The sequence below is a fragment of the Campylobacter concisus genome (assembly GCF_003048375.1).
GTDB lineage: Bacteria > Campylobacterota > Campylobacteria > Campylobacterales > Campylobacteraceae > Campylobacter_A > Campylobacter_A concisus_T.
The window spans coordinates 1,480,436-1,494,530 of record NZ_CP021642.1 but is presented as its reverse complement, the minus strand read 5'-3'; the positions used below and the strand labels follow the sequence as shown (position 1 = coordinate 1,494,530).

Genomic DNA, 14,095 nt, shown 5'->3' with positions numbered 1-14,095 from the left:
GATAATGGCAAGCGTTAAATTTAAAGATCAACTAGATGCAGCCAATAAGCTCATCGAGATCTTGCCAAAAAAAGAGCTAAATGACGCTAAGACGATAGTTCTTTGCATGTCGCTTGAGTCTGTTATCCTGACTGATGTGGTTTGCAGGGGGCTAAATTTAAGCTATGAGATGCTCTTTAGCGAGCCAATCCCTGCGCCAAACAACAGCGAATGCGACGTAGCGATAGTTAGCGAAACTGAGGATATCGTGCTAAACGATCCTCTCATAAAAGCTTTTAACATAAGCTATGACTACATCTACGGCGAGGCGCATAGAAAATATGAAGAGAAAATTTTAAAAAATGTATATAAATACAGAAAAGGAAATTTGATAGGAGAGCTAAAGGGCAAGAATATTTTACTGATCGATGAGGGGTGTGAGACTGGCATGACGGCACTCATCTGCATAAAGACGCTGCTTGATGTGAAGGTAAAATCCATCTCATACGCAACGCCGATGATAGCAACTGATGTCTTTACAAATTTAAATGATATGGTCGATGAAATTTACACGATAAACAAGATCGTTGATTTTATCGATGTGGATTCGTATTACGAGAAAAAGATCGAGGCTACGAGCGAGCGCATCATGTCGATCTTAGAAGAGAGCCCTCACTATTTACCGTTACAAAAACAACAAGGAGATAAAAATAATGCAATATAGTATAGAAGTCAATAATCAGGTCGAAATTTTTGACCTTAATAAAGTAGCTAAACAAGCTAGCGGGGCAGTGCTTTTAAGAGTGAAAAACACCGTAGTTTTAGCAACTGTGGCAAGAGAAGATGTGCAAGTTGAAGAGGACTTTTTGCCTCTAACGGTGCAATACATCGAAAAAGCTTACGCTGCTGGTAAAATCCCAGGTGGTTACGTCAAGCGCGAGACCAAGCCAGGCGACTTTGAGACGCTAACGGCTCGCATCATAGATAGATCACTTCGCCCACTTTTTCCAAAAGGCTACGCATACCCAACACAGATCGTTGTCATGGTGCTTTCGGCTGATCCTGAGGTTGATTTGCAAGTTGTGAGCCTAAATGCGGCTTCAGTTGCACTGTATCTTAGCGATATCCCTGTAAATCGCCCAGTTTGTGGCGTAAGAGTTGGCTATATAGATGATAAATTTGTCATAAACCCAAGCAACTCTGAGCTAAAACAAAGCGCGATCGATCTATATGTGGCTGGCACAAAAGATGAGCTTTTGATGATCGAGATGAGGAGCTTGCCTCAGCAAACTACGCAGCTTATCCCGATGGTAGCGATAGAGCCTATGATAGATCCAAGCCTAAGTGATAGCATGGCTCAAAAGCAAGTGATGAATGAATTTAGCGAAGATAAGATGGTTGAGGCGATCGACTTTGCTGGCAAAGCGATACTAAGAGCTAGCAGCGCTTATGAAGAGGCGTTTAAAGAGCATAAAAAAGAGGATGCCGCACTTGAGCTAAAGCCAGAGATAGAAAACGAAAATATCGCTATTTACATCGATAAATTTTATAAGGCTGAGGTTAAAAACGCGATCAATCAAATGGCAAAGAGCGAGCGTGCAAGCGAGCTTGGCAAGATCGCTAAGCAAATTTCAAGCGATGAGGTAGCTCAAAAAGAGGGCTGGGACGAGGCTGTCATCTCAAATGTCCTTGGTAAATATAAAAAGAAAATAGTAAGAGAGCAGATCATAAACGAGGGCGTTAGAGCCGACGGACGTGGGCTTGAAGAGGTTAGGCCTATTAGCATCGAGACAAACGTGCTTCCAAATGCTCACGGCTCATGCCTCTTTACAAGAGGTCAAACTCAGGCGCTAGTTGTCGCTACTCTTGGCACAGATAGCGATGCGCAGATGTATGACATCCTAACTGAAAAAGCTCCTTTGGTTGAGAAATTTATGTTTAACTACAACTTCCCAGGCTTTAGCGTCGGCGAGGCAAGCCCACTTAAAGCTCCTGGCAGACGTGAGCTTGGACATGGAAATTTAGCCAAACGTGCCCTTGCACCAAGCATCGATCTAGCTTCTCCATATACGATAAGGGTCGTTTCAGAAATTTTAGAGAGCAACGGCTCAAGCTCTATGGCTAGCGTTTGTGGTGGTTCGCTCGCACTTAGAGCAGCTGGGGTCAATACCCAAAAACTTGTCGCTGGTGTTGCTATGGGTCTTATATTTGAAGGCGATAAACACGCTGTTTTAACCGACATCATGGGCCTTGAAGACCACGATGGCGATATGGACTTTAAAGTTGCTGGCACAAGTGATGGCATCACAGCGCTTCAGATGGACATCAAGCTTGGAGGCATCAGCTTGGAGGTGCTAAAAGAGGCGCTTTATCAAGCAAAACGCGGCAGAGAGCACATCCTTGCTCTAATGACACAGGCTGATAAAAATATAGAGATAAACGAAGACGTACTTCCAAAACTTGAACTATTTAGCGTCGATCCAAGCAAGATCGTAGATATCATCGGTCAAGCTGGCAAGACTATAAAAGAGATCATCGAGAAATTTGAGGTTTCGATCGACCTTGATAGAGAAAAAGGCGAGGTTAAAATCGCAGGCGGCGCCAAGAAAAACGTCGATGCAGCAAAAGACTACATCATCTCGATCACTTCAAAAGAGAACTCTCGCTCGTTTGGCAAAAAGCCATTTAAACACGACAAAGACCGCGTAAAACCGACATTTAATATCGGAGATGAGTTTGTTGGAAGCGTAAAAAGCGTGGTTGATTTTGGAGTATTTATCGAGCTAAAAGACGGAGTTGATGGTCTGCTTCACATCTCGAAGATAAAGAGCCCATTAAACGTAGGTGATCAGGTAAAAGTGTGTGTAAGCGAGCAAAAAGGAAACAAAATTTCGCTCTCTTTGGTTGAATAAATTTTTAAAGGATAGATGATGAAATACAAAAAGTTGCTTTTTCCAATAGGAGCAGGGGACGATATCGAGCCAAGAATTTACGGTGCTTTAAAGGTTGCACAATGGTTTAAAGCTCACATGGAGATCCTCACTTGCCAACTAGATCCAAGCGTGGTTTATAATATGAAAATGACGCTTCGTGGTGGAGTGCTTTTTGAGGAATTTTTAAAATCAGCCAAGTCAGAGCTTGCGGTTGAGCACGAAGAGAACGAAAAGCTTTTTAATAAAATTTGCGTAGAGCTAGGCATAAAGGTGAGCGACGAGGTCATCGAAGATGTCTGCACTGCAAATTTCACGATCCATAATGGAAAAAGAAGCGCCATAGTCGAGCAAGAGAGTAAATTTTGCGATCTAGTCGTAGCTGCAGTGCCACTTGATGGCAAGATCACTGGCACATTTGAGTCGGCTGTTTTAAAAAGCGGCAAAAATGCGATCGTTATCCCTAGGAAGATGCGTGATTTTAGGGCTGATAACATCCTTGTAAGCTGGACAGGAACTACTCAAAGCTCAAGAGCTCTAACTGGCGCGATCGATCTTTTAAAGAGCGCTAAAAAGGTTCAGTGTATCACTTCAAAAGCAAGCCTTGGCGATAATGCCGAGCTAAATCTTAAAAAACTTGAAGAGTACTTTAAGGTTCATAATATCAGCGCTAGTTTTGAAGTTATAGCAACTACAACGATACCTGGCGAGGCACTTTTAAAAGCTGCAAATGATAGAAACGCAGACCTTATCGTAGCTAGTAGATACGGCGAAAACGGACTAATGGAGATGGTTCTTGGCGGAACATCAAGATTTTTCTTAGAACATACAAATATCCCAGTTTATCTATAAAATTGCAAGGGCTTATGCTCTTGCACTCTCTTTTTAAAATATTAAATTTAGTATCTTTTTAAAAAAATATAAATAAAATAGTCACAAAAAAAGGTGGTGAAGGATGAAGCAGACTTTTGAGATAGTTGGCGAATTTAAAGAAGGTTTAGCTAGGATCAAGAAATTTGGCAACTATGGTTTTGTAAATGAAGCAGGGGAACAGGTTATTGCATGTAATTTTAGTGATGCAAGCGACTTTTGTGAAGGGCTGGCCAGGGTTAAAAAATTTGGCAAATTTGGCTTTATAGATAAGAATGGTGTTCAGGTAATTGAATGTAAATTTGATGATGCAAACGATTTTTGCAATGGCTTTGCAAAGGTTAAAGTAAATGGCAAATGGCTTGAGATAGATAGTAGCGGAAAAGATCCTAATGTCAGTGAGAGTAGCGAGGAAATTCAAACAGAGATTGGCAATGTTGATGTTATCAAGCTTAAAAAAGATGAATCTGAAAATAAAGCGGAAATTTCAAAAGACGATGTAGTTATTAGTGATAATAACAAAGTAGAAAAGTCAATAAAAATTGATGATATTAAAAGCTCAACTATGGTTAAAAATATGGTTGAGATAGATGGAAAATGGCATGAGGTAGGTGCAACTAACAGCGAAGGTAAAATAGAAATTTCAAAAGATGGAAATTTTGTAATAGTTGATGAAAATAACAATAAAGTAGAAATCCCAATAAATTTTGCAAGACCTGACGCTCTTAAAGATATGCTATCTAATGGCGAGGTTCAAGAGTGGACCAAGGTTAGTGCCAATGGAAAGAGTGAGTTTTTTGATAAAGACAACAATAAGATCATTCCATCAAAAGATGGCACATTTGTGATCCATGATGGAGATAGTAAAATAGAAATTTCAAAGGATGGCAACGCTGTAATTATTGATGGCAATAACAAAGTAGAAATTCCTCTAAAACCAAGCGATATGAAAGTCTCTAAAGAGAGCTCAACTGTCGTTAAAAATATGATTAATATAAATGGCAAATGGCAAGAAATAGACGGCGAGGAAAAATTTGGTCAAAATGATATCAAAGTAGTACCCTTAAAAGATGAGGATACTATAGTAAAAGATGACAAGAGCAAGAAAGAGGAAATTTTAAAAGATCGCAATACTACCGCAGCCAATGAAGCATATAAAAAAGAAAATTTATCACAAGCTAGTAGTAGTGGGAGTTTAAAAAAGGGTTCTGTTAAGCACAATGTTAGAGATTGGTTTGAGGAAAAGGAGAAAAAGAGTGAGGGTAAGAAGGAAGAGTCTTCTGAACATGAGCTTTTGTCTTCAGTAGTTATCTTTATAGTTATAATTTTATTAGTTAGTTTCTTTAAAAGATAGATCAATTTTACCTTATCTCATACCTTTTTGAAACTACGTGGTAGTAAAAGGCTCCTACGAAAAAGAGGCTTCCCATAAAGGCTGCGATCATCTCCACGCTTAGTCCAAGCTCGTATAAAAAGCCAATCGCAAATGAGATAAGTGCGCTAAATCCAAGAAAAACCATATCGTTATACGCGATCACTCTGCCGTAAAACTCTTTTTTGCAGTTTTGTTGAAGCAGTGTGTAGGTGTAGCTCCAAAGGCTTGACGTGCAAAAACCAGCAAAGATGATGCCAATGAGCGAGAGATAAAAATTTCTCAAAGAGAGCGCCCAGATGATGATGCCAAGCCCTTGACCGATGTAAATGTAGATGAGAGTTTTTTTGTTCATAAATTTACTAAGCAAGGCTGGCGCAAACATCAGTGAGATCGACCTTGAGGCGTTTAGCAGGCCAATAACTAGCGAGGTTGAGAGTAAATTTGCGTATCTATAGTCAGCCAAAAGTGCGATCAACGCGTCATAAGCGGTGATACCAACAAAAGCGTGCAAAAATATAAGATGCACGATGAGCCTATTTTCTTTTAGGTATTTAAGCCCATTTTTGAGCATTTTTAGAGGTTTTTCTATAAATTCTGGCTTTAGCCCGTCTAGTTTTAGAAGATATAAAAAGCCAAAACTGCAAAGATAAAGAGCTCCGTCAAGCAAAAATGCACTTTTGATGCCAAAAAAGTGTATATAAACGCCTGCAAGCCCCATGCCAGCGGTGTATGAGACTGCCCAGATGATCGAGTGGATCTCGTTTGCAAGCTTTAGGCTCTCTTTACTTAAAATTTTTGGCAGCACGCTCATCTCTACTTGAAAATACATCCCGCCAACGCCGTTTCTAATAAAAATGATAAGCAAAAGTAACCATAAATAATCAAGTGAGTTTATAAAAAGCAGCATAAAAACGCTTATGGTCTCAACCGCCATCATGATCACAAGCATAGGTTTTGGGCTAAATTTATCCACCAAAATGCCACTAAATGGAGCGATGACAACACCTGGGATAAATGCCATCGCCGCACTTAGCGTGAGCGCCCAAACAGGAGCGTCAAGCGAGATAAGTAGCGTAAAGATGCCAGTGTGCGAGAACCACACGCCAAAGTAGCACATGAGCTGGATGGTGCTTAAAAGGCGGAAATTTCTCTCATCCTTTAAAAGCTTAAGATACTCTTTCAAACTACTGGTTCCACATCAGAGTTATCTGCTCTATTTGCGCCTCGTCTGGTATCTGGCTTAAGTTTGTTATCTCTTGTGCGAGTGGATTTTTAAGCTTTATGATCATGTCGTGGCTGTCTATTTTTAGATAGATATTGTTTGTGTCGCTTTGAAATTTAGAGATGACAAGGGCGTTTTTTATATCTTTGAAATTTGATTTTAGGCTGATGTTTTCAGGAGTTTTAAACTCGTTTGAGTAAATTTCGATGCTTGTAATGATGCCATTTAGCAAGGTGTATTCAAAAATTCTCTCGTTTTTGCTTGTGACGATGTAGCTATTTTCTTTTTTAGTATTGTCTCTTTTTATGTTTTTTGCGCCATAAAATTTCATCACATCAGCGTTTGCTGACTCATTTGTAAGTTTAGCAAAAAAGCCCTTGCCAAAGAGGTTAGATCTGCCTTTTTCTCTTTTGTAGTGTCCGCTTATGTGAGCATTTTTGCAAATTTTATCGTTTGCGATTATGAAGATGTCGTTAGCGGTTTTATGCACACTTAAAGCCACGCCTTTTTCGTCTAAAAGGTAAAAAATGCCCTTGTCATAAAGCAGCTCTGAGTTAAATTTACAAAGTGGCGAGCCATCTTTTAGCGATGAGTAAAAGCTTATCTTTGCGCCATTTTTGCTAGGCACGAGCACAAGCTCTAAAAAGCCATTTTTGTCTTTAAATTTAGAAAATCTAGCAAAAAAACTCTCTTTATAAGCCCTATTTACCGGCTCGTAGTTATAAATTTGAGCTAGCACGCCAACTCGCTTGTTTTTCTTATCATCAAGCTGAAGAAGTGAGTTTTTATTTGGCACAAAGTAGCTAAGCGCGCCGCTTTCATCTTTTAGCACGATAGCACTCTCATCGACATCAAATGTGCCATCTTTTTCTACCAAAGTAGCAGCCTTATCCATCGTAAGCATAGTTTTTGTATAGGTTTTGTCTTTATTTAGAGTTAAGATAGTCTTCACGCCCTCGCAGTTTGAGCATGGCAAGGTCGTGTAGTAGCTCGTGTAGATAGAGTTTGAAAGTATTAGTTTTTCTGGTTTTTTGGTTTTTTCATCTCTAAGAAGAGGTTTTTCTTCTTTTGATTTTTGTGTTTGTTCTTGATTTTGTGGCTTTAAATTTTCATTTTTCGCGCAGCCGATGATGAAAAATGAGATAAGTATGGCAAAAAGATATTTCATTTGCAACTCCTTAAAAATTGCAAAATTATATCATTTTGCCTTTAAAATTTATTTTACGCGTTTAAAGATGTATTTATCTTTTAGCTCGCCAGTGACCTCTTTTTGATCCATGTCAAGCATCTTTAGGCTCTCACCCTCGATCTTATAAAAACTCTTCTCTTTATACTCATCAACGGTTGTGATAACACCATTTTTTATAGAGTATTTGCCCTTACTAACGGCTTTGTAGTTGTCTTTTGACTTGTAGTTCATCACACTTTCAAATGTGCCGTCTTTTTTTAGTGTGAGGGTTGAGTCTATGCCCATGCAACTAGCGCAAGGTAAAAACGCCTTATAAGTGCCTTCGATGCTGCTTACTGGAGCCATGCAGCTGCCTTTTACTTCACATTTGCCTTGTGGGACGCTCGCGCTTTGGTTTGACGTAGCGCAACCTGCTAAAAGTAGAGCCGCACTTAGTGCAAAGATAAAATTTTTCATGCTGATCCTTTTCGAAAATAAAATTTAAAATGTATTATAATACTTAAGAAAATAACAAATTATAAATTAAAGGAGAGAAGATGCAAGTTGAGACATTTGGCGTTTTAGTCGTTGTTTTGGTTATTTTTGCATTTTTGTTTTTAAAAGCTGGCATCAAGATCGTATCGCAAGCAGATAACTTGCTGATCGAGCGACTTGGTAAATTTCACAAGGTGCTTGACGGGGGATTTCACATTATCATCCCATTTGTCGATCAGATAAGGGCGATCATAACTATAAAAGAGCAGCTTGTTGATATCACAAAACAGCAAGTCATCACAAAAGATAACGTTAATATTAGCGTCGATGGCATCGTCTTTTTAAAGGTATTTGATGCAAAAATGGCGGTTTATAACGTAGATAACTACAAGCGCGCCATTGCAAATTTAGCCATGACAACGCTTCGTGGCGAGATAGGAGCGATGAACCTTGATGATACACTAAGCTCACGTGACCGCCTAAATGCCGCACTTCAAGTGGCTCTTGGCGATGCAGCTGGCAACTGGGGCGTAAAGATCATGAGGGTTGAAATTTCTGAAATTTCTGTCCCGCTTGGCATCGAAGAGGCGATGAATATGCAGATGAAAGCTGAGCGTGAAAAACGCGCGATCGAGCTAAAAGCCTTGGCTGAAAAAGAGGCGCTCATCCGAAACGCAGAGGCGCTAAAACAAGAAAAAGTGCTTCAAGCAGAGGCGATCGAGCGTATGGCTGATGCGAAAAAATACGAGCAAATCGCCATCGCAACGGCTCAAAAAGAGGCTATGGATATGATAAATGACAGCATGAGCAAAAACGCAAATGCGGCTGAATTTCTGCTCGCTCGTGACAGGGTGGGGGCATTTAGCGAGCTAGCCAAAAACAGCTCAAAAGATAAAATTTTAGTCCCTTACGAGGCGACTGAACTCATCGGCTCGCTTAGCGTTTTAAAGAATTTCTTAGCTAAGGATAAGGTGTGATAAGTCCATTTATAATGATAGCCATCGGCGCGCTCTTGTGCGTGGCTGAGCTTATGCTATTTTCATTTTATCTGCTCTTTTTTGGCGTCGCTTTTATCATCGTTGGAGCGGTAAATTTTGGCTTTGGTTTTGAGTGGAGCTTTCAAATTTTAGCTGTCTTGGTGCTTGCCTTTATCTTGCTTGCGCTCTTAAAGGCGCCGTTAAAGAGTAAATTTATGTCTAGAAAAGAGAGCTTTAATGAGGAATTTTTAGACGAAGCTGGCGTTGGCGAGATCAGAGAAAATATGGTCTATTTTAAAGGCACTCTTTGGAAGTATGACGGAGCGCTAAAAAACGGCGAGAAAGTGCAGGTTTTAGGCACTAAAGGCGACAAAGTTATATTAAAATAAAGTGCCATTTGGCACTTTAATTATTTTGCGTGAGCTGGGCAGTCTGCTGGCATTTGCTCATGCATCGCACCTTGCATGCCATGATGTGGGCAGCTTGGCATATTTTCTTGCATCATTTTTTGATGATGAGCACATCCACAACTTGCATCTTGAGGCCCAGCTGGCTTTGGTTCATTTTTGGCACAACCAACTAAAAATAGCCCGCAGATAACGGCAAATATCATCTTTTTCATAACTCGCTCCTTTAAAGAATTTCTCACATTTTAGCCTTTAAAAATTAATTTTTCATAACGCCTGATTTATCATATTTAAAAGCATTTTTGGCTAAACTCTCGCCCAAAAATAAGCAAAATAAAAGGTTAAATTTGAAAAGACTTAGTGTAAATGAAGCCATCGATCTTATAGAAAATGCACCGCTTCACGAGCTTGGCAAGATGGCGCTAGCTAGAAAAAAAGAGCTTCATCCAGATGGCATTACGACCTTTATCGTAGATCGCAACATCAACTATACAAACGTCTGCTGGGTGGATTGTAAATTTTGCGCATTTTACCGCCACGCAAAAGAAGAGGACGCTTATGTGCTAAGTTTTGAGGAGATCGGCAAGAAGATTGAGGAGCTAATCGCCATTGGCGGCACGCAAATTTTATTTCAAGGTGGCGTTCATCCAAAGCTAAAGATCGAGTGGTACGAGGAGCTTGTAAGCTACATCAGCAAGCACTATCCAAGCATCACGATACATGGCTTTTCTGCCGTTGAGATCGACTACATCGCAAGAGTTTCAAAAATTTCTACAAAAGAGGTCTTAAGACGCCTAAACAAAAAGGGCTTATACTCGATGCCAGGGGCTGGAGCGGAGATTTTAAGCGACCGCGTTCGCGACATCATCGCCCCTAAAAAGTGCGACACCGCAGACTGGCTTCGCATACACAAAGAGGCGCACGAGCTTGGCATGAAAACGACTGCAACGATGATGTTTGGCACGGTTGAGAGCACTCGTGAGATAGTGGAGCACTGGGAGCATATCAGAAATTTACAAGATGAAACGGCTGGATTTAGAGCCTTTATACTTTGGAGCTTTCAAGGGCTAAATACAAAGCTCATGCAAGAAATCCCTGAGATCAAAAAGCAAAGCTCAAACGTCTATCTAAGGCTTCTTGCGGTTTCAAGGCTCTTTTTGGATAACTTTAAAAATATCCAAAGCAGCTGGGTCACGCAGGGCAGCTACGTAGGCCAGCTAGCGCTTCTTTTTGGCGCAAACGACCTTGGTAGCACAATGATGGAGGAAAACGTCGTAAAGGCTGCAGGGGCTAGCTTTAGGATGAATCAAGACCAGATGATCGAGCTTATAAAAGATGTCGGAGAAATCCCAGCTAAGCGTAACACAAACTACGATATTTTGGAGAAATTTTAGATGAAAATTTTAGATATCAATGTAAAAAATGTAAAAATTCCAGTCGTTTTTGAAAGCTCAAAAGCGATGCCAGTAGTGAGCCTAAAGCTAGTTTTCAAAGCAGCTGGTAGCTCGCAAAATGGCAAGCTAGCAGGCCTTGCAAGGCTAAGTGCAAATTTGCTAAACGAGGGTGATATGAAGCTAGGCTCGGCTAAATTTGCTAAAGAGCTTGAAGTGCGGGCGATTAGCCTAAATGCAAGCTGCGGCTTTGAGACATTTTGCATCGATATAAATTGCCTAAAAGAGCACTTTACCTTTGCGTGTGGCAAGCTAAAAGAGCTTATAAGCGCTCCAAATTTAACAGAAGAAATTCTAAATAGGTGCAAAACCGTCACACTTGGCGAGATCGCAGCAAATGAAAACGACTTTGACTACGTGGCAAGGCAGGGGCTTTTTGAGCTTTTGTATCCAAAAAGCGTGCTTGCTCAGCCAAGCATCGGCACGAAAAAGAGCGTAAAAGCGATCACACTTGAAGATGTAAGCAAATTTTTAAACGAGCATTTAGACCTTTCAAATTTGCTTTGTGTGCTAGGTGGCGACATCGACGAGAAGCAGACAAAAGAGCTGGCTAGCGTTTTAGAGATACTAAAACCTGGCAAGGTGCGAAAGCTAGAGCGCTTTAGCCCAAGCGACAAGTGCGAAAGTAGCGAGATCATCAGGCAAAGCGAACAGGCCTACATCTACTTTGGCGCGCCATTTGATGTAAAGCCAGAAGAGAAATACAAGGCCGCAGTGGCGACATTTATCCTAGGCGAGGGTGGCTTTGGCTCGAGGCTAATGGAGGAGATACGCGTGAAAAGAGGGCTTGCATACAGCGCCTACGCTAGAAATTTGCTAAATCTCTCTTACAGCCAGCTTTATGGCTACATGCAGACAAAAAATGAGAAAAAAGATGAGGCTATCGCCGTTATAAAAGAGGAAATTTTAAAATTTAGTAAAAAAGGCGTTAGCAAGGCCGAGCTTGAGCAGGCGAAGAAATTTTTACTTGGCTCGTTGCCACTTAGACTTGAGACGCTATTTAAGCGCCTTGACATCGCGCAGGGCGAGTTTTACGAGCATGGCGAGCTTGGGGCATTTTTAAAGGACCTTGATAAAATTTCAGCCCTTTCGCTAAGCGAGCTAAATAGCTTCATAAAAGCCCACGCAGAGATCAACCAGCTAAGTTTTTGCGTCTTAAAAAATGAAATTTGAAGCAAGCGACAGAGCAAAACTTCTAAAAATAGGCGTGCTTAGCCTGCTTGACCTTGCTCTCGTGCTACCAAAGGGCTTTGAGGATACGACGATCGCTAAGAGCCCAAGAGAGGGGCAAGTCTGCATAAATGTAAAGATCACTTCGCTAGTCTCTCGCCCTGGCATGCTAACGGCACTTGCCTTTTGCGAGCAGTGGCAAAGTAGTGTAAAGATCGTCATTTTTAACGCAAAGTCTTGGCACTACGGCGCTTTTAAGACAGGCAAAGAGATGGCGATATATGGGCTTTGCTCATACGCCTTTGGCTCGTGGCAGATCGTAAATCCAAAAATCACCACAAAAATAGGTCAGATCGTGCCTAAATTTAAGACCGAGCTAAAAGATGAGGAGCTAAAAAAACTCATCTTAAAATATCTAAATTTGCAAAATTTACTAGCCGAAGGGTTAAACGAAAAAGAGGCTAAATTTCTAGCTGATTTGCAAAGACTAGATGAGCAAAGCGTGCAAATTTTATACCGCCTAAAAAACGATGGCGAGGGCTTAGAAATCTTAAAATTTGTAGAAATTTTTAACTACATAAAAAAGCTAAGTGCTAAAAAAACCTATTTTAAAAGCCCAAAAATCAAGCTTTTTGACATAAGCTCTTGGCTTAAGGGCTTGCCATTTACGCCTACAAATGATCAGATAAACGCCATAAATGACATCAGAGACGACCTTAGCGCTGTGCAGGCAAAAAGGCGCGTCATAATGGGCGACGTGGGAAGTGGCAAGACGCTAGTGATCTTATCAGCTGCTCTTAGTGTCTATCCGCAAAGTGCCATTTTGATGGCGCCAACAAGCATCTTAAGCGAGCAAATTTATAATGAAGCAAAGAGGCTGCTGCCGCCTTTTATGAACGTGATGCTGGTGCGAAGCGGGGAGAAAAAGATAGACTTTGGCGGGGTAAATTTGATCGTTGGCACGCATGCGCTGCTCTTTCACGAGCTGCCAAACTCGCCGCTTGTCATGGTCGATGAGCAGCACCGCTTTGGCTCAAACCAGCGCAAAAAGATAGAGGAGCTGGCTTCAAGCGAGGACGAGCGAGCAAATTTCGTGCAGTTTTCAGCTACGCCAATACCAAGGACGCTAAGTTTAATCCAGTCTGAGATCGTAAATTTTAGCTTTTTAAAGCAGATGCCGTTTAAGAAAAATATAATAAGCCAAATTTTAGGCGCTAGCGAGTTTGGCTTTTTGCTAGCTCACATCAAAAAGCAGCTTGCAGGCGGCTTTCAAGTAGCCATCATCTATCCGCTAGTTGAGAGCAGCGAGAGCTCAAACTACCAAAGTCTAAGCGAGGCACAGGGCTTTTGGCTAAAGAATTTCAAAAATGTCTTCGTCACGCACGGCAAGGATAAAGAGAAAGAAGAAATTTTAAGGCGGTTTAGAGAAGAGGGTGAAATTTTGCTCTCAACCACCGTTGTAGAGGTGGGGATCTCGCTGCCAAGGCTAAATACGATAGTGATCGTGGGCGCTGAACGGCTGGGGCTTGCCACGCTTCATCAGCTGCGCGGTAGAGTGGGGCGAAATGGCGGCGATGGATACTGCTTTTTATTTACCAAGCTAAAAGAGGCGCCAGCTAGACTAAAAGAATTTTGCGCGACAAATGACGGCTTTAAGGTGGCCGAGCTTGATCTGAAAAACCGACAAAGTGGCGACATATTAAATGGCTTTTTCCAGCACGGAGCGACCTTTAACTTCTACGACTACGAGGATGATATCACGCAGGCTGCAAAGGCGAGAGTGGCGGAATTTAAAAATAAAGCTCAAATTTGATCTTGTGGGTTGTATTAAATTTAAGGTAGATAATTTTTTTGGCTAAGAGGATATAAATTTGCGTCAAATTTAAGATGAGGGCGCAAGCTTTTACGGCTAGTTTTAAATTTGATAGAAAATGGCAACCATTACGCGGTTGATTTAGCTTTATCGCGACTGGTCTTGTCTTTTTCAGTATCGCTATTAATAAAAAGGTTGCTAGCAAACCAGTCTGGTTCTCTGTGGCAAAATGGCTCAG

Annotated in this window: 13 protein-coding genes; 9 read left to right on the top strand and 4 right to left on the bottom strand. The window is 41.1% G+C overall.

Annotation, left to right across the window (positions count from 1 at the left end; translation table 11 throughout):
• The first annotated feature begins 4 nt into the window (after positions 1-4).
• From CCS77_RS07425 to CCS77_RS07410, 4 genes are all read left to right on the top strand, one after another.
• Positions 5-703: a sodium:proton antiporter gene (locus tag CCS77_RS07425; RefSeq protein ID WP_107917020.1), complete on the top strand. Its 699-nt coding sequence runs from the start codon at positions 5-7 to the stop codon at positions 701-703.
• On the top strand, positions 693-2,891 hold the full coding sequence (locus CCS77_RS07420; protein ID WP_103599107.1) for a polyribonucleotide nucleotidyltransferase: 2,199 nt from the start codon (positions 693-695) through the stop codon (positions 2,889-2,891). The genes CCS77_RS07425 and CCS77_RS07420 overlap by 11 nt, the downstream gene beginning before the upstream one ends.
• An 18-nt stretch (positions 2,892-2,909) precedes the next feature.
• Positions 2,910-3,761, top strand: a complete 852-nt coding sequence (locus tag CCS77_RS07415; RefSeq protein WP_107917019.1) for a universal stress protein — start codon at positions 2,910-2,912, stop codon at positions 3,759-3,761.
• Between the two features lie 103 nt (positions 3,762-3,864).
• On the top strand, positions 3,865-5,133 hold the full coding sequence (locus CCS77_RS07410) for a WG repeat-containing protein (protein WP_107917018.1): 1,269 nt from the start codon (positions 3,865-3,867) through the stop codon (positions 5,131-5,133).
• A 7-nt stretch (positions 5,134-5,140) separates the two neighbouring features.
• On the opposite strand, the gene CCS77_RS07405 is transcribed toward CCS77_RS07410, so the two are convergent.
• Genes CCS77_RS07405 through CCS77_RS07395 form a run of 3 tightly spaced genes read right to left on the bottom strand, consistent with a single transcriptional unit; the run spans position 5,141 to position 8,021 of the window.
• A complete protein-coding gene (locus CCS77_RS07405; RefSeq protein ID WP_107917017.1) occupies positions 5,141-6,337 on the bottom strand; it encodes an MFS transporter in 1,197 nt (398 codons plus the stop codon).
• A 1-nt stretch (position 6,338) separates the two neighbouring features.
• Positions 6,339-7,544, bottom strand: coding sequence for a copper resistance protein NlpE (locus tag CCS77_RS07400; protein WP_107917016.1), 1,206 nt, complete (start codon positions 7,542-7,544; stop codon positions 6,339-6,341).
• 48 nt (positions 7,545-7,592) lie between these two features.
• Positions 7,593-8,021, bottom strand: coding sequence for a copper resistance protein NlpE (locus tag CCS77_RS07395; protein WP_103639350.1), 429 nt, complete (start codon positions 8,019-8,021; stop codon positions 7,593-7,595).
• A gap of 80 nt (positions 8,022-8,101) precedes the next feature.
• Between CCS77_RS07395 and CCS77_RS07390 the strand changes: the two genes are divergently transcribed.
• Together CCS77_RS07390 and CCS77_RS07385 are read left to right on the top strand one after the other, a co-directional pair.
• A complete protein-coding gene (locus tag CCS77_RS07390) occupies positions 8,102-9,016 on the top strand; it encodes an SPFH domain-containing protein (RefSeq protein WP_107917015.1) in 915 nt (304 codons plus the stop codon).
• Complete coding sequence (locus tag CCS77_RS07385; RefSeq protein WP_107917014.1) at positions 9,013-9,405, top strand: NfeD family protein; 393 nt, start codon at positions 9,013-9,015, stop codon at positions 9,403-9,405. The genes CCS77_RS07390 and CCS77_RS07385 overlap by 4 nt, the downstream gene beginning before the upstream one ends.
• Before the next feature lie 20 nt (positions 9,406-9,425).
• Here the strand turns inward: CCS77_RS07385 and CCS77_RS07380 are convergent, their stop codons facing one another.
• On the bottom strand, positions 9,426-9,638 hold the full coding sequence (locus CCS77_RS07380; RefSeq protein WP_107917013.1) for a hypothetical protein: 213 nt from the start codon (positions 9,636-9,638) through the stop codon (positions 9,426-9,428).
• Positions 9,639-9,770: 132 nt separating this feature from the next.
• Between CCS77_RS07380 and CCS77_RS07375 the strand changes: the two genes are divergently transcribed.
• The 3 genes from CCS77_RS07375 to recG are packed head-to-tail and all read left to right on the top strand — an operon-like array spanning position 9,771 to position 13,857.
• Complete coding sequence (locus CCS77_RS07375) at positions 9,771-10,817, top strand: dehypoxanthine futalosine cyclase (protein ID WP_107917012.1); 1,047 nt, start codon at positions 9,771-9,773, stop codon at positions 10,815-10,817.
• Positions 10,818-12,047, top strand: coding sequence for a M16 family metallopeptidase (locus tag CCS77_RS07370; RefSeq protein WP_107917011.1), 1,230 nt, complete (start codon positions 10,818-10,820; stop codon positions 12,045-12,047).
• Positions 12,037-13,857: an ATP-dependent DNA helicase RecG gene (gene recG / locus CCS77_RS07365; RefSeq protein WP_107917010.1), complete on the top strand. Its 1,821-nt coding sequence runs from the start codon at positions 12,037-12,039 to the stop codon at positions 13,855-13,857. The genes CCS77_RS07370 and recG overlap by 11 nt, the downstream gene beginning before the upstream one ends.
• Positions 13,858-14,095 lie beyond the last annotated feature (238 nt).

Excerpts from the sequence above, each read along its gene's own strand:
- recG (WP_107917010.1), top strand. The coding sequence starts at position 12,037 with ATGAAATTTGAAGCAAGCGACAGAGCAAAACTTCTAAAAATAGGCGTG.
- CCS77_RS07380 (WP_107917013.1), bottom strand. The coding sequence starts at position 9,638 with ATGAAAAAGATGATATTTGCCGTTATCTGCGGGCTATTTTTAGTTGGT.
- CCS77_RS07400 (WP_107917016.1), bottom strand. The coding sequence starts at position 7,544 with ATGAAATATCTTTTTGCCATACTTATCTCATTTTTCATCATCGGCTGC.
- CCS77_RS07370 (WP_107917011.1), top strand. The coding sequence starts at position 10,818 with ATGAAAATTTTAGATATCAATGTAAAAAATGTAAAAATTCCAGTCGTT.
- CCS77_RS07425 (WP_107917020.1), top strand. The coding sequence starts at position 5 with ATGGCAAGCGTTAAATTTAAAGATCAACTAGATGCAGCCAATAAGCTC.
- CCS77_RS07410 (WP_107917018.1), top strand. The coding sequence starts at position 3,865 with ATGAAGCAGACTTTTGAGATAGTTGGCGAATTTAAAGAAGGTTTAGCT.
- CCS77_RS07395 (WP_103639350.1), bottom strand. The coding sequence starts at position 8,021 with ATGAAAAATTTTATCTTTGCACTAAGTGCGGCTCTACTTTTAGCAGGT.
- CCS77_RS07390 (WP_107917015.1), top strand. The coding sequence starts at position 8,102 with ATGCAAGTTGAGACATTTGGCGTTTTAGTCGTTGTTTTGGTTATTTTT.
- CCS77_RS07415 (WP_107917019.1), top strand. The coding sequence starts at position 2,910 with ATGAAATACAAAAAGTTGCTTTTTCCAATAGGAGCAGGGGACGATATC.
- CCS77_RS07420 (WP_103599107.1), top strand. The coding sequence starts at position 693 with ATGCAATATAGTATAGAAGTCAATAATCAGGTCGAAATTTTTGACCTT.